This is a genomic window from Streptomyces griseorubiginosus (assembly GCF_001514195.1).
Lineage (GTDB): Bacteria > Actinomycetota > Actinomycetes > Streptomycetales > Streptomycetaceae > Streptomyces > Streptomyces griseorubiginosus.
Window position 1 is genome coordinate 162,667 of record NZ_KQ948738.1, and the last position, 21,084, is coordinate 183,750.

The following is a 21,084-nucleotide window of genomic DNA, read 5'->3' on the forward strand; positions in this document are numbered from 1 at the left end:
TTCCACGGTCGTCTGCCGGAGGTCGGCCAGGCCCACCTCCGGCGCCACGACGACGAGTCGCCCCTGATCGACGCGGGCCCTGCGGGTTCGGCGCCGCCGATCGCCGCCGGCATCCAAGGGCGCCTACGACGGATCGTGCTCACCCGCTGCAAGGCTCGCCCGTGTCGGCCACGGAGACCCGATCATGGGCCCATGGACTCTCCCGCCCGCCTCCGCACCCACGCCGACCTCGCCTCCACCCTCGCGCTCCTGAGCGACAGCGACCTCGCGGAGCTCGTGGCGTCGGGTACGGCCGCCGGTAGCGGTATCGGCGGGCGGGCGGTGCTGTTGGAGGTGGACGGGGTGCGGGTGTTCGTGAAGCGGGTACCACTCACCGACACCGAACTCCGTCCGCACCACGTCCGCTCCACAGCGAACGTCTTCGACCTGCCGGTCCCTTGCCACTACGGCATCGGCGCGATCGGCAGCCCCGGCTTCGGCGCCTGGCGCGAGCTGGCGGTGCACGAGATGACGACGAACTGGGTGCGGTCGGGCCGGTTCCCGGGATTTCCGCTCCTGCACCACTGGCGGGTGCTGCCCGACACCCCGCAGCCGCTGCCCGGGGAACTCGCCGACGAGGGGCGGGCCGTGGCCTACTGGGGAGGCTCACCAGGGCTCAGGGAGCGCCTCGCGGCCCTGCGCACCGCCTCCGCGAGCCTCACCCTGTTCCTGGAGCACGTGCCGCACACCCTCCACGACTGGTTCCACGCCCAACTGCGCACGGACGACGCCGCCTCGGCCTGCGCGCTGGTGGAGCAGGGCCTCGACGCCGTCACCGGATTCCTGCGGGAGCAGCAACTCGTCCACTTCGACGCCCACTTCCGCAACATCCTCACCGACGGGCACCGGCTCCACCTGACCGACTACGGCCTCTCCCTGTCCGGCCGCTTCCGACTCGGCCCGCAGGAGCGCGACTTCCTCGACCGGCACCGCCCCTACGACCGCGCCTACGTCTTCTCGTACCTCGTCCACTGGCTGGTCGTCGACCAGTACGGCTACGACCGGGACGAGCGCGAGGACTTCATCCGCACGTGCGCGGACGGCAGGCGCCCCGAGGGCATCCCCCGGGCCGCCGCCGAGCTCATCTCACGTCACGCCCGACTCGCCGTCGTCGTAGGGGACTTCAACCGGCGCCTGGAACAGGAGAGCCGACTGACGCCCTACCCTCACGAAGCGGCGGACGCGTTGTCCTCCAGGGTCGTCAGTGCCGGGTCGAGCACGATGTCCTCGGCGCGGGCCTCGACGCTCGGCTCCTCCGGGAAGTGACAGGCCGTCAAGTGGCCCTCCGCGTTGCCCCCGAGCCGTACCAGCGGCGGTTCCTCGGTCGCGCACCGCTCCTGGGCCTTCCAGCAGCGGGTGCGGAAGCGGCAGCCGGAGGGCGGGTCGACCGGTGAGGGCACGTCCCCGGCGAGCCGGATGCGCTCGCGTCGGTGCACGGCGTCCGGGTCGGCCTCGGGGACCGCGGAGAGCAGCGCGTGGGTGTAGGGGTGCCGGGGGCCTGTGTAGAGGGTCTGCCGGTCGGCGACCTCGACGATCTTGCCGAGGTACATCACCGCGACCCGCTCGCAGAAGTGCCGTACGACGGCGAGGTCGTGGGCGATGAAGACGAACGCGATGCCCAGTTCCCGCTGGAGGTCCTGGAGCAGGTTGACGATCTGCGCCTGGATGGACACGTCCAGGGCGGAGACCGGCTCGTCGGCCACGATCAGCTTGGGCCGCAGTGCGAGGGCGCGGGCGATCCCGATGCGCTGGCGCTGACCGCCGGAGAACTCGTTCGGGTAGCGGTTGTAGTGCTCGGGGTTGAGGCCGACCGTCTCCAGGAGTTCCTGGGCGCGCTTCTTGTGACCCTGCGGCGGGTTGATGTCGTTGAGCCGCATCGGCGTCTCGACGATCGTGCCGACCGTGTGCCGGGGGTTCAGCGACGAGTACGGGTCCTGGAAGATCATCTGGAGGTTGCGGCGGGCCTCCTTCATCCGGTTCTCCGGGGTGTGGGTGATGTCCTCCCCGTCGAACACCACCTTCCCGGCCGTGGGTTCCAGCAGCCGGGTGATGAGCCGGCCCGTGGTCGACTTGCCGCAGCCGGACTCGCCGACCAGTCCGAGCGACTGGCCCGCGCCGACCGTGAAGTCGATGCCGTCGACGGCGTGCACGGCCCCGATCTGCCGCTGGAAGACGATTCCGCGGCGGATCGGGAAGTGCTTGGTGAGGCCGCTGACTTCGAGCAGGTGCTCCCCGGCGGCGGGCTGGGTGGTGCTCACGGGCTGCTCCTGTTCGTCCGCCGCGCTCACTGCGCGGCCCCCGTGGCCGTACGGACGCGGATCTCTTGCCGGGTCTCGGGGGTGAGGTGGCAGGCGGCGAGGTGCCGTCCGGTGCCGGCCACCTCGACCAGCTCGGGCCGGTCGACCGCGCAACGCCCCTCGGGCACCCAGCCCTTGTAGGTGCAGCGGGGGTGGAAGGCGCAGCCGCCGGGCGGGTTGATGAGGCTGGGCGGGGAGCCGGCGATCGGGTTCAGCCGTCGTCCGACGTCGCCGGTGATCTGCGGCATGGATTCCAACAGGCCCCACGTGTAGGGGTGCTGGGGCTCCTTGAGCACGTCGTGGACGGTGCCGTACTCGATGCGGCGGCCGCCGTACATCACCAGGATGTCGTCGGCGATGTCGGCCACCACCCCGAGGTCGTGGGTGATGAGGATGACCGCGGAGCCGAACTCCTCCTGGAGGTCCCGGATCAGGTCCAGGATCTGCGCCTGGACGGTGACGTCGAGGGCGGTGGTCGGCTCGTCGGCGATGAGCAGTTCGGGGTCGCAGACCAGCGCCATGGCGATCATGGCGCGCTGGCGCATACCGCCGGAGAACTGGTGCGGATAGTCCCGCACCCGGCGTTGGGGCTGCGGGATGCCGACCCGCTTCAGCATCTCCACGGCCCGCTCCCGGGCCTCCTTCTTGGAGACCTTGTGGTGGACCTGGTAGGCCTCGGCGATCTGGGCGCCGACGGTGAAGTAGGGGTGCAGCGCGGACAGCGGGTCCTGGAAGATCATGGAGACGGTACGGCCGCGCAGCGAGCGCATGGCGTGCTCGGGCAGGGAGACCAACTCCCGGCCGTCCAGGCGTATCTCGCCGGAGACCTGGGCGCGCGTGCCCTTGTGCAGACCGAGCAGGGCCAGCGAGGTGACCGACTTCCCCGAGCCGGACTCGCCGACGATGCCGAGGGTGCTGCCCTTCTCCAGGGTGAAGGAGACGCCGTCGACGGACTTGACGATCCCGTCCTCGGTGGGGAAGTGCACACGCAGGTCCCGTACGTCGAGGAAGGGCGCGGCCGCGTCGTCGGCGGCCGCCGGTTGCGGTGAGGTCAGGAGGGACACGGGCTTTCCTTGCTGCGGGTGAGGGGCTCAGGCGAGGCGGACGCGGGGGTCGATGAGGCCGTAGACCACGTCGACGACCACGTTGGCGAGGACGACGAAGGTGGCCGCGAAGAGCGTGGTGCCGAGGATGACCGGCAGGTCGGAGTTCTGTACCGAGTCGACCGCGAGCTTGCCGATGCCGTTGATGCCGAACACCGACTCGGTGATGACCGCGGAGCCGCCGATCAGCGAGCCGACGTCCATGCCGAAGATGGTGATGATCGGGGTGATCGCGGCCCGCAGGCCGTGCTTGAGGACGACGCGCTGACTGGACAGGCCCTTGGCGCGGGCGGTGCGCATGTAGTCCTCGGCGAAGACCTCCAGCATGGAGGAGCGGGTGAGCCGGGTGTACAGCGCGAGGTAGACGATGACGAGGGTGAACCAGGGCAGGATCAGCCCCTGGAACCAGGCTCCCGGGTCCTGGGTGATCGGGGTGTAGCCGGAGGCGGGCAGGATCTGCCACTTGTCGACGAACAGGTAGAGCAGCAGCAGTCCGACGAAGTAGATCTGCACGGAGACACCGAGCAGGGCGAGTCCCACCGCCGCCTTGTCCGCGGCCTTGCCCCGGCGGACCGCGGCGACCGTGCCGAGGCCGACGCCCAGGATCAGGAAGAACACCGCCGCGCCGAGACCGAGCGAGAGGTCGGCGGGGAAGTCGTCGAGGAGGGTGGTCAGGACCGGGGTGTCGGTCTGGAAGGAGATGCCCAGGCAGGGCGCGCCGCAGTGGATGTGCACGCTCTCGTCGCCGAAGTCCCGGCCGACGAAGAGTCCCTTGAAGAACTCCCAGAACTGCTTGAGGAAGGTCTGGTCGAGCCCCAGCGAATGCTTGATCTCGGCCAGCCGGGACGGCGAACAGGTCTTGCCGCAGGCCAGGAGGGCGGGGTCGGACGGCAGCGCGAAGAAGATCACGAAGGTGATCACGGTGATCACCAGGAGGATCGCGACCGCTGCCAGCAGGCGCCGGATGAGGTAACGAAGCATGTCGTGCTGGACCCTGACGTGAGAGGGGGTGCCCCGCCGGCCGGGACCGCCGGCGGGGCTGGGAGGGGTGCGTCAGCTCTTGACGTAGACGTGGACCAGGCTGGGCTCGGCGAGGATCGGGTCCGAGATGACTCCGCCCACCTTGGAGCCCGCCAGATCGCTGAACTTCATGTACATCAGCGGGATCACGGCGGCGTCCTTCATGATCTGCTGGTCCAGCGCGCCGTAGGCGGCGTCGGCCTGCTTGACGTCCGTCATCTTGGCGATCTTGTCGATCTGCGCGTTGACCGCGGGGTCGTTCAGGTACGACAGGTCCTGGTTGGACTGCGGCAGCTTCGCGATCTGGCGTCCGTCGAAGAGGACGGGCAGCACGGTGGAGGCGTTCGGCCAGTCCGCGATCCAGTCGCCCCAGGTGAGGTCGTACTGGTTCTTGACGTTGTCGATGTTGCTGAAGTAGTTCGCCGCGTCGATCGGGGTGATGTTCACCGTGATGCCGATCTTCGCGAGCGAGGTCTTCACGGCGTCGCCGAAGTGCTCCAGGGTCGGGGTGTTCTCGACCGCGAGCGACATGGTGAGCTTGGGGTCGCCGGCCTGCTTCATCAGCGCCTTGGCCTTGGTGAGGTCTCCGGCGGGGTTGGTGCTGTAGAGGTTGAACTTCTGGTAGCCGTCGATGCCGGGGCTGAGCATGGTGCTCGCGTAGTCGCCGTAGGCCGAACCGCCGAACGCGCCGCGGACGGTGGTCTTGTCGATCGCGTACTCGATCGCCTGACGGACCTTGACGTTCTTGGTCCGGGTGGTGTTGATGGCGAGGTAGTTGATGCCCGGGGCCGGGATGTTGTAGAGGCGCGACTTCAGGGACGGGTCATTGGTGATCGTCGTCAGGTCGGAGCCCGCTATCGGCCACTGCATGATCGAGGTCTGGGCGGTGCCGGCGTCGGACTTGATCTGCTGGTCGATCGCCGACTGGTCCTGGCCGAGCTGCACGTCGATCTCGTTGACGTTCTGCTGCCGGATCGGGTCGGTCGACTGCTTCCAGTGGGTGTTCCTGACGAGGACGAGTTCCTTGTTCTTGGTGTACGACTTGATCATGTACGGCCCGTCGGACCAGACGTGGGTGTCGTACGTGGCGCCGGTGTCGTGCGCCTTGGGCACCCCGGACCAGCCGGGCATGGCGGTCGTCTGGTTGAAGTCGGCGACCGGCTGGTTCAGGTGGAAGACGATGGTGGAGGCGTCGGGCGTCTGGATGGAGGCGAGTTCCTTGCCCTTGTAGGGGCCCTTGTAGGTGGAGCCGCCGACCAGCCACTGACTGGCGTACGGCGGGCCGCCGTTGATGTCGGGCGAGAAGGTCCGCTCGACGCCGTACTTGACGTCCTGCGAGGTGACCGGCGTGCCGTCCTGCCAGTCGACGCCCTTGCGCAGGTGGAAGGTCCACACCGTGTCGTTCGCGCTGGGCGTTCCGGTGTCGGTGGCCAGGTCGCCGACCAGTTTGGGCGTCGAGCCCGTCTCGTCCCAGCCGGTCAGGGTGCGCACGAGCTCCTGGTCCATGCTCGAACCCTCGGTCGTGTAGACGCGCTGGGGGTCGAGGTGGTCGAAGTCGGCGTGGTCGAGGACGGTCAGGGTGCCGCCCTTCGCCGGGGAGCCGCTTCCGCTGGTGCTGGAGGAGCCTCCGCATGCGGTGGCCCCCAGGGCGATCGCCACGGCGGTGGCCGTGAGCGCGATCGAGCGCCTTCTGCGCGTCATGAGGTAACACTCCGTTCTTCTACGGCTCGGCGACGACGGCTCAAGTGGGGCCGCACTCGCCGGTGTTGAGGGGGACCGCGTCAGCCGCGGGCCGCGCGGGGATCCAGGGCGTCCCGGACGCCGTCACCGAGGAGGTTCAGCGCCAGGACGAGAATCAGCAGCAGGACTCCGGGAACGAACAGGTACATGGGGTCCTGGAGGAAGAACTGGGAGGCGTCCGAGAGCAGCGCTCCCCAGTCCGGGTTGGGCGGGATGACACCCACGCCGAGGTAGGACAGGGCCGCCTCGGTGGTGATGTTCTGCGGGACGGCCAGCGCGAAGGAGATCAGCACCGGCGCCCACAGGTTCGGCAGCAACTGCCGGAAGAGGATGTGCCACTTGCCGGCGCTCATGATCCGCGCCGCGTCGACGAACTCCCGCTCGCGCAGGGACAGGACCTGGCCGCGGACCAGACGGGCGGTGTAGGCCCAGGCGAACACCGCGATGTTCAGGACGAGGACGAGCAGCCGCAGGTTCTCGTCGGTGCCTCCGTGGTCGTTGGTCTGCATCGCGTTCTGGATGACCGGGGTCAGCGCGATGATGAACAGCAGCTGCGGGAAGGCCAGCATCACGTCCATGATCCGCGACAGCACGGAGTCGACCCAGCCGCCGGAGTACCCGGCCGCGAGGCCGGCCACGACGCCGACGACGGTGGACAGGACGGCCGAGGCGAAGCCGACGAAGAGCGAGGTGCGCAGGCCGTAGACGATCCGGGCGAACAGGTCGTAGCCGGTGCCCGGTTCGACGCCGAGCAGATGGGTGAGGCTGATGCCGCCCAGCGAGCCGCGGGGGAAGTTCCCGGTGTCGGGGTTGATCGCCTTGCCGTCGGGGGTGATCGGGCCCCAGCCGGTGATGTCGGTCAGGACCGGCGCCAACAGCGCGATCAGGATGAAGAGCACCGTGATCACGAACGCGGCCATGGTGACCTTGTCGCGTCTGATGCGCCGCCAGGCCATGCGGGCGGGCGACCGTCCGGTGATGGCGGTGCCGTCGCTCAGCGGGGCCGGCGAGGGTTCGCCGGTCGCTTGCGTGGCGCCGGTGGCGGGCATCGGCTGCTGTTGCGTCGTCATCGTGCGGACGTCCCGGGTATGTGCTGAAGCTGGCGCGGGGGTCTCGGCATGAGGCTGTCCCCTGGAGGAAAAGGCGTCGGTCGCCGGCCGTTGTCGGCGCCGTGAGGCTGAGCGGGACTGTCGCAACACGCCGGAAGGCCGGTCAAGCCGGAAAATGACCGAAAAGGGGATTGTTTGCGCTCGTTGCCAAGAGTTGACGAGGGCGGGGTGTTCCGTTAGCTCTGACATGGAGGTAACGCGACGATTCCCTTGGCGGGTTCTCGCCTTCCACTTGCCAGATCCGAACATGCTTCGAACGCGACAAGGCCCCGCCGGCCGCGAACGCCGGCGGGGCCTCGAACGGTCCTCAGCCTGTCGGAATCCCCGCTTCCAGGTACAGGGCGGCACCGCGTTCCCGGGCCCTGAGCGCCCACCGCAACCGCTCGTAGCGCACCGGCGGCAGCAGCTCCGCGGCCTCCTCCTCGCTCGCGAAGCACCAGCCCCGCAGCTCGGGTCCGGGCAGCAGGACCCGGCCCGCCTCGGTGGAGTCGAGCCGTCCGCCGTCGAAGAGCAGCCGCAGTCCGCCGTACCCGGGAGGCGCGGGCGGTTCCCAGTCGACGACCAGGAGACGGGGCACGTCGTCCAGCTGGATGCCGGTCTCCTCGGCGACCTCGCGCACCCCGGCCCGCGCGGGCGCCTCGCCGGGTTCGACGACCCCGCCGGGGAACTCCCAGCCTGCCTTGTAGGTGGGGTCGACGAGCAGCACCCGGTCCTGCTCGTCGAAGAGGAGGACCCCGGCGGCCACCGTCTCGGCGGTGGGCTCCGGGGTCTGCACGATGTCGCACGCGGGCACGGTCCCGGCACCGAGGTCCTCGGCGATCCGGACGGCCGTCTCGTACGGGGTGAGCCCGCTGGTGTCGATCGGATGGGCGTCGGCGGTGAGCCAGGAGGCGAGGGCGGCCCGGTAGGGCTCGATGCGGTCGTACGCCCAGTGGCCCTGGCCCGTCGCGCCGAGCGGCAGGGCCGGTGTGGCGCCCCGCCCGGCTATTCGTTCCCGCAGGATCGTTTCCGCCGGAGCGAGGAGCAGATGCCGGACACTGATCCGGCGGGCGGCGAGGCCGCCGAAGATCTCGTCGCGGTACTCCTGGCGCAGCAGGGTCATGGGGACCACGAGGGTCCCGCCGAGCTCGGCGAGCATCGCGGCAGCAGTGTCGATCACCAGTCGTCGCCAGATCGGCAGGTCCTGGAAGTCGCCGACCTCGGCGAGGTGCTTGGGCGGCAGCAGGCGCACGACCGCTGCGCCGATCTCCTCGGGGTCGAAGAGCGTGCTGTTCGGGATCAGTTCGATCAGTTCCCGTGCGGCGGTGGTCTTCCCCGCACCGAACGCGCCGTTGATCCAGACGATCACGGACTCCCCCTCTTCTGTTTGGCCCCCTGTGGCTTGCCCGTTCCACCCTGCCACGGAAACCAGCCGCAGTTGAGAGCACACGAAACGGCGCCGGGACCCTCGTTCGAGGGCTCCGGCGCCGTGGCCTCGCGGGGGCGGGCCCCGTCAGACGTTGTTCCCCAGCGCACTCTCCTCCACGCCGTCCAGACTGGCGTCGGCGATGGTGTGGTGGGGGTCGACGGCGGTGAGGGTCTTGTCGAGGTCGAGGTCACCGAGCGCACCGCCCGCGGCGTGCGAGGGGGTGACCGCCGCGACGACGAAGCCGGTGGCGAGGGAGGCGATGGCGAGCATGCTGCGCTTCTTCATGAGCTGATCAACGCAGCCACACGCGATGGGTCACGCCCACCCACTCCGCTCACCGGGTGGAACGCTCCGCCGGGGCTACACCCACCACTCCGGCCACCGGACGAAACGCGACGCCGCCTCACACGCGCTGAGGCCACCGGACGGAATGCCCCGCCGGCACAACACACGCCGCGTTGGCCACCGGACGGAACCTTCCGCAGCCGTCCCATCCGCAGCTCCGGCCACCGGACGGAACCGTCGGCCGCCATCACACTCGCCGCTCAGCCCACCAGATGGGACCTCCCGCCGCCATCACGCCCGCCGCTCGGGCCACAAGACAGAACCGTCCGCCGCCATCACACTCGCTGCTCAGCCCACCAGGTGGAACCTTCCGCCGCCGTCCCACCCGCCGCTCTGGCCACCGGCTGGGGGGTTCCGCCTGGCCGCTCCGCTCACCGGGTGGAACGTTCCGCCCCCGCCGTCAGACGGCCGCCGCGGTGTCCGTCTGACGGGCGAGCGCCGCCGCGGCCGCCCCGACCAGGCCTGCGTCCGTGCCCATCTGCGCGGGCACGATCGTCAGGCGCTGGACGAAGGACAGGGTCGCGTAGCTGCCCAGGGCCTTGCGCAGGGGCTCGAAGAGGATGTCTCCGGCCTTGCCGACCCCGCCGCCGATCACGGCGATGTCGATCTCGACGAGGGTCGCGGTGGCGGCGATACCGGCGGCCAGCGCCTGGGCCGCCCGCGCGAAGGAGGCCACGGCGACCGGGTCACCGGACCGGGCCGCCTGGGCCACCGCGGCGGCGGACGTGTCGCCGTCCGGGCCGGGCCGCCAGCCGTTCTCCAGCGCGCGCCGGGCGATGTTCGGACCGCTCGCGATGCGCTCCACACAGCCGCGCGCACCGCACGGGCACGGGTCGCCGTCCAGGTCGACACTGATGTGCCCGATGTGACCGGCGTTGCCGGTGGGGCCGGCGTGCAGCTGGCCGTTCAGCACCAGACCGCCCCCGACACCGGTCGAGACGACCATGCACAGCGCGTTGTCGTGTCCGCGTGCCGCGCCCTGCCAGTGCTCCGCGGCCGTGATCGCCACACCGTCGCCGATCAGCTCGACGGGGAGCCCGCCCGCCGCCTCCCGGACCCGCCGGACCAGCGGAAAGTCGCGCCAGCCGGGCACGTTCACCGGGCTCACCGTGCCGGTGGAGGCGTCCACCGGACCCGCACTGCCGATCCCGAGGGCGCCGGCCCGTCCCCACAGCGGCGAGCCGGCCAGCTCGCCGACGGTCTCCTCGACGGCCCGCATGACGGTCTCGCCGTCCTCCTGCGCGGGTGTGGCGCGCTGGGCGCGGTGCAGGATCCGGCCGTGGCCGTCCACCAGCGCCCCGGCGATCTTGGTGCCGCCGATGTCGAGCGCAGCCACGAGGTCGGTGTGCATCAGTGTCAGTTCTCCGCGTCACCTTGAGGAATGGGCAGTCCGGTCTCGCGGTGGGGGCGCAGGCCGGCAGATTGCGGTGGACAGTGTCTCCTGCATCTGACAACGTTGTCCAGGCTCTATGCTCGACGCCACATCCTCATACAAAATCATGGGCCGCCACACCCCTTTGCCACGACCTTGCCAAGAGCTCTGACGACAGGACAGGACGCCGTATCGTGCCCGAGACCCACAGCCGAGCAGACCGTCTCTCCGCGACCCGGTACGGCAACCGCCCGACCATGAAGGACGTGGCCGCCCGGGCCGGCGTGGGGCTCAAGACGGTCTCCCGCGTGGTCAACGGCGAAGCGGGGGTCACGGCCGAGACCGAGCACCGGGTCAAGGAGGCCATCGAGGCGCTCGGCTTCCGCCGCAACGACAGCGCGCGGGTGCTGCGCAAGGGGCGCACCGCGAGCATCGGCCTGGTCCTGGAGGACCTCGCCGACCCGTTCTACGGCCCGCTGAGCCGCGCGGTGGAGGAGGTCGCCCGGGCCAACGGGGCGCTGCTCATCAACGGTTCCAGCGCTGAGGACCCGGAGCGGGAGCAGGAGTTGGTGCTGGCGCTGTGCGCGCGGCGCGTGGACGGGCTGGTGGTGATCCCGGCCGGCGACGACCACCGGTATCTGGAGCCGGAGCTCAAGGCGGGCGTCGCGACGGTGTTCGTGGACCGTCCGGCGGGCCGGATCGACGCCGACGTGGTCCTGTCCGACAACTTCGGGGGCGCGCGGGACGGGGTGGCCCACCTCATCGGGCACGGGCACCGCCGGATCGGCTTCATCGGCGACATGCCCCGCATCCACACGGCCGCCGAGCGGCTGCGCGGGTACCGGGCGGCGATGGAGGACGCCGGCATAGCGGTCGAGGACGCGTGGACCTCCCTGGGCGTCACCGACCCCGAGCGGGTACGCCGGGCAGCCGAGGAGATGCTCTCCGGGCCCTCCCCGGTCACCGCGATCTTCGCCGGCAACAACCGCGTGACGGTCACCGTGGTCCGCGTCCTCGCCGAGCACACCCGGCGGGTCGCCTTCGTCGGCTTCGACGACATCGAGCTCGCGGACCTCCTCCAGCCGGGCGTCACGGTCGTCGCCCAGGACGCGGCGGCCCTGGGCCGCACGGCCGCGGAACGACTCTTCCGCCAACTGGACGGCACGCTCCTGACCCCGGAACGCATCGAACTGCCCACCCGGTTGATCACACGCGGCTCGGGCGAGTTGCCTCCGGCGGACTGAGCGGAGTGCATGGGGAGCGGGGAGAATCGTCGAGTGGGTGAGGTCACGTGGCTGGACCGGGACGACGGCGAGAGAGGGGCGCCGGAGGCGGGGAGCCCTGACCCGGCCGCCCCCTCCCTGGAGTCGCTGGGGCTCGCCGAGGCTCCGCGTGATCATCCGTTGCTCTACCCCGGCGCCTGGCCGACGCACTCCGGCCTGCTCGACGGCGACCGGCTGCACCCGCTCGACCGGCTGGTGCACGAGGACCGCACCCCCGTCCTCGCGATCGGGTCCAACGCCAGTCCCGGGCAACTGCGGCACAAGATGGTCGAGTTCGGTATCGCCTCACCGGTCCCGATGGTCAGGGCGCGCGTGACCGGCGTCGGCGTCGGGGTGTCCGCGCATGTCAGCCGGATGGGATACGTCTCCGCCTCCCCCTTCCACGCCCCGGACTCCACACGGGAGTTGTTCGTCATCTGGCTGGACGCCGAGCAGCTCGCGGTCGTCGACGCGAGCGAAGGCGTCCCCCTGAGAAACGGCAACTACGGCCGCGCCTGGCTGCCCTCACCCGAGGTGCGGGTCGAGCTGGAGGACGGCGTGACCCTGCCCGGCGTCCACTCCTACGTCAACCGCCACGGCGTGCTGCACGACGGCACGGGCCTCCCGCGCACCCACCCCGGGCAGCGGGAGCTGCTCACCGAACTCCTCGTGGGATCGGCCCGGTTGAGAGAGCTGTTCGGGGTCACCCCCGAGGAGTTCGTGACCCGGGCCCGCGCCGACCGCGGGCGGTGCGAGGCCGGCACCCGGCTCTTCGCCGAGGAGAAGCGGGTGACGGAGTCCGGTCTGGAGCGGTACGTGAGGGTTCAGCAGACCGGGAGTCCCGGCACCGGCTCGTCGTTGCCGCCGCCCTTGACGTAGACGACGCTGACGTACACCCCGGTGTTGCCGCTGTCGTCGTCGGTCCTGGCCCACCACACGTTGGTCCACTCCCCCGAGGTCTCGCGGCGCCCCAGGTTCGACTGGCAGAAGAAGTAGTTGGTGCCCGCGTAGAGGATCCCGGCCTCGGCGCCGGAGGCCGTGTAGGACTTGGCGGTCTTCCAGACCGTGCAGTTGTACTTGCCGCCGCCGATCGCCGTGCAGGCCGGGGCGGGAGTGCTGGGCTCGTCGGTCGGACCGCCGCTCCCCGACTCGCCGGAGCCGCCTCCGTGCGCGTCGCCCTTCCCCGAAGTGCCGCCTTTGGAGGTCGCCTTGGCGGACGGGGAGGCACCGCTCGTGGGGTCGGAGCCGCCCTTGTCGCCGGAGGTCGCCTTCGCGCTCGGCGACTTCTTCTCGTCCCCGGATGTGGGCTTGGCGCCGGCGGAGCGGTCGGTGTCGGTCCGCCCGGACGGGGTGGAGGAGACCGACGGGCTCGCCCCGGACCCGATCGGCCGGGCGTCGGCATCGGCCTCACCCGAGCCGTTCAGCAGCGCTGCGGTCGTCCCGGCCGCGGCGAGCACGACGGCGACGGCCACGGCGGCGAGCAGGGCCCGCCCCTTGCGGCGAGGTGAGCCGGAAGCGGCTATCGCGGCGGTCGGCGGCTGCTCCTGGGAGACCTGCGAGCCCGGTCCGTGCACGAGGGGCCCCGCCTCTCCCGACGCTCCTCCGCCGGGAAACCCGCCGCCCTGCGCACCGGGAAGCCCCGCGCCCGGAGCGTGAACCTGAGCCGTGGGAAAGCCCGCACCCGGAGCATGAGCCTGGGCCGTCGGAAACCCTGCACCCGAAGCGTGAACCTGGGCCGCATGCCCCTGCTCCGCGTCCCCGAACCCGGCCACGGCCGGAGTTACAGTCCCCTGCCCCGGCACCACAGTGGGATCGGCCGACGGACCACCGGCCCCCGGCACCACCGTGGGATCGGTCGACAGACCACCGGCCCCCGCCCCCTCCGACTGCTGCGGTCCGGTCCCATGGGCCGCTCCCGCCGCTCCCGCCCCTCCCGGCATCCGGAAAGCCGCCGGCAGGACCGGGCCGCCGTCCGGCTCCGTGCGCACCCGCGTCTCCTGCGCCTCCGTACCGCGCAGCGTGGTCGTCGCACTGTCGGTGGCGGGGGCGTCCGCCACGGCCTGGAGCAGGTCGCGGGCCTCCTCGGCCCCGGGGCGCGCCTCGGGCCGCTTGTCGAGCAGGCGTCGCAGGACCGGTGCGAGGGGCCCGGCGCGCTGTGGCTCGGGCAGCGGTTCGCCGACGATCGCGGTGAGCGTGGAGAACGTCGAGGTGCGGCGGAACGGCGCGGCTCCCTCGACGGCCGCGTACAGCGTGGCGCCGAGGGCCCACACGTCGGAGGCCGGGCCGGGATCCGCGCCCTGGGCGCGCTCGGGGGCCATGTAGTCCAGGGAGCCGACCAGATGACCGGTGCGGGTGAGGCTGGTGGCGGCGCCGTCCCCCGGGTCCTCCATGGTGGCGATGCCGAAGTCGGTGAGCAGCACCCGGCCGGAGTGGTCGAGCAGGATGTTGCCGGGCTTGACGTCCCGGTGCAGGACACCGGCCCGGTGGGCGGCGGCGAGCGCGTCCATGACCTTGGCGCCGATGCCGGCCGCCTCGCGCGGGTCGAGGGGTCCGCTCTTGCGCAGCACCTGGTCGAGGGACGGGCCCTCGACCAGCTCCATGACGATCAGCGGGCGTCCCTCGACCTCGCCGATGTCGTGCACCGCGACGACTCCGGGATGCCGGACCCGGGCCGCCGCGCGGGCCTCGCGCTGCATCCGCAGCCGCAAATCCGCCAGTTCGGGCCCGTCGGCGTCGTGGTACGTGCGCAGTTCCTTGACCGCGACCTCGCGGCCGAGCACCTCGTCGACCGCCCGCCAGACCACGCCCATGCCGCCGCGGCCGAGCTGGCCCACGACCCGGTATCGCCCGGCCAGCAGCCGACCGGCGTCGTCCTGGCCCTTTCCGTTGGTCTCCCCCGAAGACACCGCTGCCCCGTTCCTGTGACATGTCAATGCGTGCGGTACAGACTACGGGGCAGGAGTGACAACTCCAGTGCGCGGTTGCGACTGTGACAGCTCCGCGACGTGCGCGACTTCGGGCGGAGACGGTCGGGGCGTCGCCGCGGCTACGGGCGAAGACGGTCCGGGTCTCGCCCCCGCGGCTACGGGCGAAGACGGTCCGGGTCTCGCCCCCGCGGCTACTGGGCGGAGACGGTCAGGTCGCCGCGCCGCGGGGCCGCGTACCCCTCCAGGTCGGCGCGGGTCAGACCGGTGAGCCGGGCCACCTCCCCGATGTCCAGGGCACCGCAGTCCAGCCCGCGCAGCAGATAGCCGCTGAGCGCCTTTGCGGTGGCGGGTTCGTCCATGACGTCACCGCCGACCCTGCCCGCGTACCGGGCGAGCCGGGCGGCGGCCTGCTCGAAGCCCTCGCGGTAGAAGGCGAACACGGCCGCGTACCGGGTCGGAATGTGGCCGGGGTGCATGTCCCAGCCCTGGTAGTAGGCGCGGGCCAGGGCGCGGCGGGTGAGGCCGTAGTGCAGTCGCCAGGCGTCGTGGACCTTCGCGGTGGGGCCGACGGGCAGCACGTTGGTGGAGCCGTCCGAGACCCGTACACCGGTGCCCGCGGCGGCGACCTGCATGACCGCCTTGGCGTGGTCGGCGGCGGGGTGGTCGCTGGCCTGGTGGGCGGCGGAGACGCCGAGGCAGGCGCTGTAGTCGAAGGTGCCGTAGTGCAGTCCGGTGGCGCGTCCTTCGGCGGCCTGGATCATGCGGGCGACGGTGGCGGTGCCGTCGCCGGCGAGGATGGACTGGCTGGTCTCGATCTGGATCTCGAAGCCGAGCCGCCCCGCGTCCAGTCCGTGCGCCTTCTCGAAGGCCTCCAGGAGCCGGACGAACGCGCCGACCTGCTCGGCGTACGTCACCTTCGGCAGGGTCAGCACCAGCCCGTCGGGGAGTCCGCCCGCCGCCATCAGGCCGGTGAGGAAGACGTCGAGGGTGCGGATGCCGCGGTCCCGGACGGCCGCCTCCATGCACTTCATGCGGATGCCCATGTACGGCGCCGCCGTGCCGTTCTCGTACGCCTCGGCGATCAGGCGGGCCGCGCGGGCCGCCGTCTCGTCCTCCTCGGCGTCCGGGCGCGGGCCGTAGCCGTCCTCGAAGTCGACCCGGAGGTCCTCGATCGGCTCGTGCTCCAGCTTGGCGCGCACGCGCGTGTACACGGGCTCGGCGAGTTCGTCGGACAGCCCGAGGACGGCGGCGAAGGACCCGGCGTCCGGGGCGTGTTCGTCCAGGGCGGCGAGGGCCCGGTCGCCCCAGGTGCGGATCGTGTCGGCGGCGAAGGCGTCGCCCGGGACGTAGACGGTGTGCACGGGCTGGCGGGTCCCGGGGTCTCCGGGGTAGCGGCGCTCCAGTTCGGCGTCGACCGGCGCGAGGGAGGCGCTGATCTCCTCGCTGACGGCGCCCGCGAGGCTCCTCGCGACCTGCTCCTGCCGGCCCTGACCCATCCTGTACCCTCCAGTTTTCCGCTGTACGGAATCAACAATCCGTAGAACGAAGTTATCCGTGAAGCTTCCCGACGGTCAACACCCTGTCCACAGCATGAGCGATCACGTTCATCCGAACTGCCGAGAACCCCTACGCCGTCTTCCACACTCCGGTTCGACCATTCATCCTGGTCCGTCGGGAGGGACCTCACATGCCGGACACCCACAGATTGACGCGTCGCATGGGGCTCAGAACCGCCGTGGCCGCCGCCGTCATCGTGCCGCTGATGGGCACGCTGCCGGCATCGGCCGCGAAGCCGTCCAACCGCCGACTCGATCTCATGACGTTCAACCTGCGGTACGCCGACACCGCCGAACCCAACAGCTGGGCCACCCGCCGCCCGGTGATGCGCCGCCTGTTACGCCGGGAGACGCCCACACTGATCGGCACCCAGGAAGGCCTGTACCAGCAACTGCTGGACATCCACGCCGACCTCGGACCGCGCTACGACTGGATCGGCACCGGCCGCGAGGGCGGCAGCCGGGACGAGTCCACGGCGGTCTTCTACGACAACCGGCGCCTGGCCCCCGTCGAGCACGACACGCTCTGGCTCTCCGACACCCCGAGGGTGATCGGCTCGAACACCTGGGGCGGGTCGCTCCCCCGGATCCTCACGTGGGTCCGCTTCCGCGACCGGAGCGCCGACGACCGGGAGTTCTACGTCGTCAACACCCACTTCGACCATGTGGGACAGTACGCGCGCGAGCGGTCGGCGCAGTTCCTCGGCGAGACGATCGCCGGGTTCGACCCAGCCCTCCCGGTCGTCGTGACCGGCGACTTCAACGCCACGGCCCACGACAACCGGGCGTACGACATCCTGCTGGCCGGCGGGCTGGTCGACACCTGGGACGCGGCTGCCGAGCGGGGCCGGCAGTACGCCACCTTCCACGGCTACAAACCCCTGACGCCCGACGGCGACCGCATCGACTGGATCCTCACCACCCCCGGCATCACCGTCCACCGGGCCTCCGTCAACACCTTCGCGCTCGACGGGCAGTACCCGAGCGACCACCTTCCGGTGCAGGCCACGGTGACCCTGGGATGAGCCGAGGCCCCCGTGACCGCGTCGGCGGTCACGGGGGCCTCGTACGCCCGGAGTCGGGATCAGCCCTTGCGGGTCTTGATCTCCTCGGTGAGGGCGGGGACGACGTCGAAGAGGTCGCCGACCACGCCGTAGTCGACGAGGTCGAAGATCGGGGCCTCGGCGTCCTTGTTGACGGCCACGATGGTCTTCGAGGTCTGCATGCCCGCGCGGTGCTGGATGGCGCCGGAGATGCCGTTGGCGATGTACAGCTGCGGGGAGACCGACTTGCCGGTCTGGCCGACCTGGTTGGTGTGCGGGTACCAGCCCGCGTCCACCGCGGCACGCGAGGCACCCACGGCCGCGCCGAGGGAGTCGGCGAGCGCCTCGATGATCGCGAAGTTGTCGGCGCCGTTGACGCCGCGGCCGCCGGAGACCACGATCGCGGCCTCGGTCAGCTCCGGACGCCCGGTCGACTCGCGCGGGGTGCGGCCGGTGACCTTGGTGCCCGTGGCCTGCGCGGAGAAGGTCACGCTCAGCTCCGAGACGTCACCGGCGGCCGGGGCGGCCTCGACGGCGGCGGAGTTGGGCTTGACGGTGATGACCGGGGTGCCCTTGGAGACGCGGGACTTGGTGGTGAAGGAGGCGGCGAACACCGACTGGGTGGCCACCGGGCCCTCGTCGCCGGCCTCGAGGTCGACGGCGTCGGTGATGATGCCGGAGCCGATGCGCAGCGCCAGACGGGCGGCGATCTCCTTGCCCTCGGCGGAGGACGGGACCAGGACGGCGGCCGGGGACACAGCCTCGACGGCGGCCTGGAGGGCGTCGACCTTGGGGACGACCAGGTAGTCGGCGTACTCGGAGGCGTCGTGGGTGAGGACCTTGACGGCGCCGTGCTCGGCGAGGGCGGCGGCGGTGTCGGCGGCACCCGCGCCGAGCGCGACGGCGACCGGCTCGCCGATACGGCGGGCGAGGGTCAGCAGCTCCAGGGTGGGCTTGCGGACGGCACCGTCCACGTGGTCGACGTAGACGAGAACTTCAGCCATGGGAATGCTCTCCTGCGGATTGCGAAGTCTGAGGGGCGGAAGGGGGTTGAGCCTCAGCGGGCCAGAACCCTTAGATGAACTTCTGGCTCGCGAGGAACTCGGCGAGCTGCTTGCCGCCCTCGCCCTCGTCCTTGACGATCGTGCCGGCGGTGCGGGCCGGACGCTCCGCGGCGGAGTCGACCTTGGTCCAGGCGCCCTCGAGGCCGACCTGCTCGGCCTCCAGGTCCAGGTCGGACAGGTCCCAGGACTCCACCGGCTTCTTCTTGGCCGCCATGATGCCCTTGAAGGACGGGTAACGCGCCTCGCCCGACTGGTCGGTCACCGAGACCACGGCCGGCAGGGACGCCTCCAGCTGCTCCGAGGCGGCGTCGCCGTCGCGGCGGCCCTTGACGGTGCCGTCCTCGACCGAGACCTCGGAGAGCAGGGTGACCTGCGGGACGCCCAGACGCTCGGCGAGCAGGGCCGGGACGACGCCCATGGTGCCGTCGGTGGAGGCCATGCCGGAGACGACCAGGTCGTAACCGGCCTTCTCGATCGCCTTGGCCAGCACCAGGGAGGTGCCGAGGGCGTCGGTGCCGTGCAGGTCGTCGTCCTCGACGTGGATGGCCTTGTCGGCACCCATGGACAGCGCCTTGCGCAGCGCGTCCTTGGCGTCCTCGGGGCCCACCGTCAGGACGGTGACCTCGACGTCGTCGTCGGAGTTCTCGGAGATCTGCAGCGCCTGCTCGACCGCGTACTCGTCCAGCTCGGAGAGCAGACCGTCCACGTCGTCCCGGTCGACGGTCAGGTCATCGGCGAAGTGCCGGTCGCCAGTGGCGTCGGGCACGTACTTCACAGTGACAACGATCCTCAAGCTCACGCCGGCTCTCCTACTGCATCGTCATTTCTCGGCTGCCTCTTGCAGGCAGCATAGGCGCCCCAAGCGGCCGATCCCGGTCGGGGCGGGCTGCGCTCCGGCCGAAATATTACTCGCCAGTACACCCACTACGTGCCCGCTAAGCAAGCGCTTTGAACTGTGACCTTTGCAACGCAGCGTAATCGGAACTCGACGGCCGCGCACACCAGAGGAAGAGCCGACGATCCGATCGGGCGCACGCGCCCCTGAGGTGCCGCCCCCTGGACCGGCGCGGTGAATCAGTCGCGCAAGGCGTTGAAGCGGCCCTGGTGGTACAGCAGGGGCCGGCCCACCCCGGCGGGGTCGCCGATCCGCACCTCGGCCAGCACGATGCGGTGGTCCCCGGCGGGCACACGCGTGTGCACCCGGCAGACCGTCCAGGCGAGGACGTCGTCGAGGACGGGGACGCCCTCGGGTCCCTCGTGCCAGGCCGTCGGCGCGCCGAAGCGGTCCGCGCCGCTGCGGGCGAAGGTGGCGGCCAGCTCCTCCTGGTGCTCGCCCAGTATGTGCACCCCCACGTGCTCGGCCCGGGATATCGCGGGCCAGCTGGAGGCGCCCGTGCCGATCCCGAAGGAGAGCATGGGCGGATCGGCGGAGACCGAGGCGAGAGAGGTGGCGGTGAAGCCGACCGGACCCTCGTCACCCCGTGCGGTGATCACGGCGACGCCCGCGGCGTGCCGCCGGAAGAGGGAGCGCAGGAGGTCGGGAGAGGCGAGCCGGGGGGTGCCGAGGTCGGAGATGGCCGTCATGCGGGATTCCTTCTGCGAGGGGTGGCGAACGGGACCGTGGCTGCTCAAGAAGCCGGACAGCGCGCGCTCGCGGTGCGGGCGAGGTCGACATGGACCCGCCCGTACAGAAGGAGTTCCAAAGGCATACGGTCAGGTTGACGATACGTGCTGCGCACAGTCAAGTACGTTCCGGCATCTGGGAGATGCCTCACCGTCGGGTCGTCCCGCGTCAAACCGCCTCCCCGATCGCCGCGATGACGTCGGCCTTGCGCGGTTGCCCCGCGGCTCGCCGGACGACCCGGCCGCGGGCGTCGAGGACCAGCACGGTCGGCGTCTTGAGGATGTCGAGTTCACGGACCAGGTCGAGGTTCTTCTCGGCGTCGATCTCGACGTGGGTCACTCCGGGAACCATGCCGGCGACCTCGCCGAGCACCCGCCGGGTCGCCCGGCAGGGTGCGCAGAAGGCGCTGGAGAACTGGACGAGCGTGGCGCGTTCGCCGAGTTCCGCGCCCAACTCGGCGGCGCCGAGCCTCTTGCCGTCGTCGCGCCCGCGCACCCGTACTCTCCCGCTCCGCCGCCGTTGCAGCACTCCGTAGGCGCTCGCCGCCGCGAGCACCACCCCACACACCACAAGTCCGGTCATCACCTGCACAAGCATTCACGAGACTGCAAAGATTCCCGCCTCCCCTGAGTCTTTCCGTTGCGGAATGCTTGATTCATGGACATTGACGCAAGGGGGCCGCGCTTCGGAGCGGCCGTGACGTCCGTCGTTCTGGCGGCCGTTCTGATCACGGGCAGCGTCTGGCTGCTGGCCTGGCAGACGCTGGCGTTCGCGCTGGGCGCGGCGGGCGGGGTGGGGCGTTCATCGTACGGCTGGCTGTTCCGCAAGGCCGTACGGCCGCGGATCGGGCCGCCGACCGAGTTCGAGTCGCCCCAACCGCCGCGGTTCGCGCAGGCGGTGGGCCTCGCCTTCGCGGCCCTCGGACTCGTGGGGTACGGGATCGGGCCGGAGTGGCTGGGGCTCGCCGCCACCGGGCTGGCCCTCGCGGCGGCCTTCCTCAATGCCGCGTTCGGGTACTGCCTGGGCTGCGAGATGTACCTGCTCGTGCGGCGGGTGGCGGTACGTGCCGAGTAAAGGCGGCTTAAAAGCCCGAGGTGGATCACCGGAGGGACGTGACGAGAATCTCGCCCGCGTCGGGCACCAGGACTGGCTCCCCGCCCGTTCTTCGGGCACGA

19 protein-coding genes are annotated in these 21,084 nt (G+C 71.1%); 5 read left to right on the forward strand and 14 right to left on the reverse strand.

Translation table 11 applies throughout. The features are described 5' to 3' along the window. The first annotated feature begins 192 nt into the window (after positions 1-192). Positions 193-1,305: a hypothetical protein gene (locus tag AQJ54_RS23495; protein ID WP_062240720.1), complete on the forward strand. Its 1,113-nt coding sequence runs from the start codon at positions 193-195 to the stop codon at positions 1,303-1,305. Here AQJ54_RS23495 and AQJ54_RS23500 read toward each other — a convergent pair. The 8 genes from AQJ54_RS23500 to AQJ54_RS23535 all read right to left on the reverse strand — a co-directional run bounded on the left by AQJ54_RS23500 (position 1,206) and on the right by AQJ54_RS23535 (position 10,412). Next, positions 1,206-2,327 (reverse strand): ABC transporter ATP-binding protein, encoded by a 1,122-nt coding sequence (locus tag AQJ54_RS23500; RefSeq protein WP_062026490.1) that lies wholly within the window; start codon positions 2,325-2,327, stop codon positions 1,206-1,208. The two genes, AQJ54_RS23495 and AQJ54_RS23500, sit on opposite strands and share 100 nt — an antisense overlap. Further along, the gene (locus AQJ54_RS23505; RefSeq protein WP_062240723.1) at positions 2,324-3,400 is read right to left on the reverse strand and encodes an ABC transporter ATP-binding protein; all 1,077 of its coding nucleotides are present in this window, start codon (positions 3,398-3,400) and stop codon (positions 2,324-2,326) included. The genes AQJ54_RS23500 and AQJ54_RS23505 overlap by 4 nt, the downstream gene beginning before the upstream one ends. 27 nt (positions 3,401-3,427) lie before the next feature. Beyond that, positions 3,428-4,420, reverse strand: a complete 993-nt coding sequence (locus tag AQJ54_RS23510) for an ABC transporter permease (protein WP_062026488.1) — start codon at positions 4,418-4,420, stop codon at positions 3,428-3,430. Between the two features lie 72 nt (positions 4,421-4,492). Then, complete coding sequence (locus AQJ54_RS23515; RefSeq protein WP_062240725.1) at positions 4,493-6,160, reverse strand: ABC transporter substrate-binding protein; 1,668 nt, start codon at positions 6,158-6,160, stop codon at positions 4,493-4,495. Between the two features lie 80 nt (positions 6,161-6,240). Beyond that, positions 6,241-7,269, reverse strand: coding sequence for an ABC transporter permease (locus tag AQJ54_RS23520; protein WP_062240727.1), 1,029 nt, complete (start codon positions 7,267-7,269; stop codon positions 6,241-6,243). Between the two features lie 346 nt (positions 7,270-7,615). After that, complete coding sequence (locus AQJ54_RS23525) at positions 7,616-8,656, reverse strand: NUDIX hydrolase (RefSeq protein ID WP_062240729.1); 1,041 nt, start codon at positions 8,654-8,656, stop codon at positions 7,616-7,618. Between the two features lie 144 nt (positions 8,657-8,800). After that, positions 8,801-9,001: a hypothetical protein gene (locus AQJ54_RS23530; protein ID WP_062026484.1), complete on the reverse strand. Its 201-nt coding sequence runs from the start codon at positions 8,999-9,001 to the stop codon at positions 8,801-8,803. A 460-nt stretch (positions 9,002-9,461) separates the two neighbouring features. Further along, on the reverse strand, positions 9,462-10,412 hold the full coding sequence (locus tag AQJ54_RS23535; RefSeq protein ID WP_062240731.1) for an ROK family protein: 951 nt from the start codon (positions 10,410-10,412) through the stop codon (positions 9,462-9,464). Between the two features lie 215 nt (positions 10,413-10,627). On the opposite strand from AQJ54_RS23535, the gene AQJ54_RS23540 reads away from it, so the two are divergent. Both AQJ54_RS23540 and AQJ54_RS23545 read left to right on the forward strand, forming a co-directional pair. After that, positions 10,628-11,677, forward strand: coding sequence for a LacI family DNA-binding transcriptional regulator (locus AQJ54_RS23540; RefSeq protein ID WP_062240733.1), 1,050 nt, complete (start codon positions 10,628-10,630; stop codon positions 11,675-11,677). A gap of 159 nt (positions 11,678-11,836) precedes the next feature. Continuing rightward, a complete protein-coding gene (locus AQJ54_RS23545; RefSeq protein WP_248845440.1) occupies positions 11,837-12,574 on the forward strand; it encodes a hypothetical protein in 738 nt (245 codons plus the stop codon). Here the strand turns inward: AQJ54_RS23545 and AQJ54_RS23550 are convergent. Further along, positions 12,520-14,601 carry a serine/threonine protein kinase gene (locus tag AQJ54_RS23550; protein WP_062240735.1) on the reverse strand — a complete coding sequence of 694 codons (2,082 nt, stop codon included), beginning with the start codon at positions 14,599-14,601 and terminating at the stop codon, positions 12,520-12,522. The genes AQJ54_RS23545 and AQJ54_RS23550 overlap by 55 nt on opposite strands. Before the next feature lie 212 nt (positions 14,602-14,813). Next, a complete protein-coding gene (locus tag AQJ54_RS23555; protein ID WP_062026480.1) occupies positions 14,814-16,118 on the reverse strand; it encodes a DUF6986 family protein in 1,305 nt (434 codons plus the stop codon). 191 nt (positions 16,119-16,309) lie between these two features. Here AQJ54_RS23555 and AQJ54_RS23560 point away from each other — a divergent pair, with 191 nt between their 5' ends. Beyond that, positions 16,310-17,203: an endonuclease/exonuclease/phosphatase family protein gene (locus AQJ54_RS23560; RefSeq protein ID WP_062240737.1), complete on the forward strand. Its 894-nt coding sequence runs from the start codon at positions 16,310-16,312 to the stop codon at positions 17,201-17,203. A 59-nt stretch (positions 17,204-17,262) separates the two neighbouring features. On the opposite strand, the gene AQJ54_RS23565 is transcribed toward AQJ54_RS23560, so the two are convergent. The 4 genes from AQJ54_RS23565 to AQJ54_RS23580 all read right to left on the reverse strand — a co-directional run bounded on the left by AQJ54_RS23565 (position 17,263) and on the right by AQJ54_RS23580 (position 20,491). Beyond that, on the reverse strand, positions 17,263-18,225 hold the full coding sequence (locus AQJ54_RS23565; protein WP_062026478.1) for an electron transfer flavoprotein subunit alpha/FixB family protein: 963 nt from the start codon (positions 18,223-18,225) through the stop codon (positions 17,263-17,265). 70 nt (positions 18,226-18,295) lie between these two features. Beyond that, entirely contained in the window at positions 18,296-19,084 is a 789-nt protein-coding gene (locus AQJ54_RS23570) for an electron transfer flavoprotein subunit beta/FixA family protein (RefSeq protein WP_028809541.1), read from the reverse strand. A gap of 275 nt (positions 19,085-19,359) precedes the next feature. Then, complete coding sequence (locus AQJ54_RS23575) at positions 19,360-19,869, reverse strand: flavin reductase family protein (protein WP_062026477.1); 510 nt, start codon at positions 19,867-19,869, stop codon at positions 19,360-19,362. Between the two features lie 208 nt (positions 19,870-20,077). Continuing rightward, complete coding sequence (locus tag AQJ54_RS23580; RefSeq protein ID WP_079070015.1) at positions 20,078-20,491, reverse strand: TlpA family protein disulfide reductase; 414 nt, start codon at positions 20,489-20,491, stop codon at positions 20,078-20,080. A gap of 75 nt (positions 20,492-20,566) precedes the next feature. On the opposite strand from AQJ54_RS23580, the gene AQJ54_RS23585 reads away from it, so the two are divergent. After that, positions 20,567-20,983, forward strand: coding sequence for a DUF4395 domain-containing protein (locus AQJ54_RS23585; RefSeq protein ID WP_062240739.1), 417 nt, complete (start codon positions 20,567-20,569; stop codon positions 20,981-20,983). The last annotated feature ends 101 nt before the right edge of the window (positions 20,984-21,084 follow it).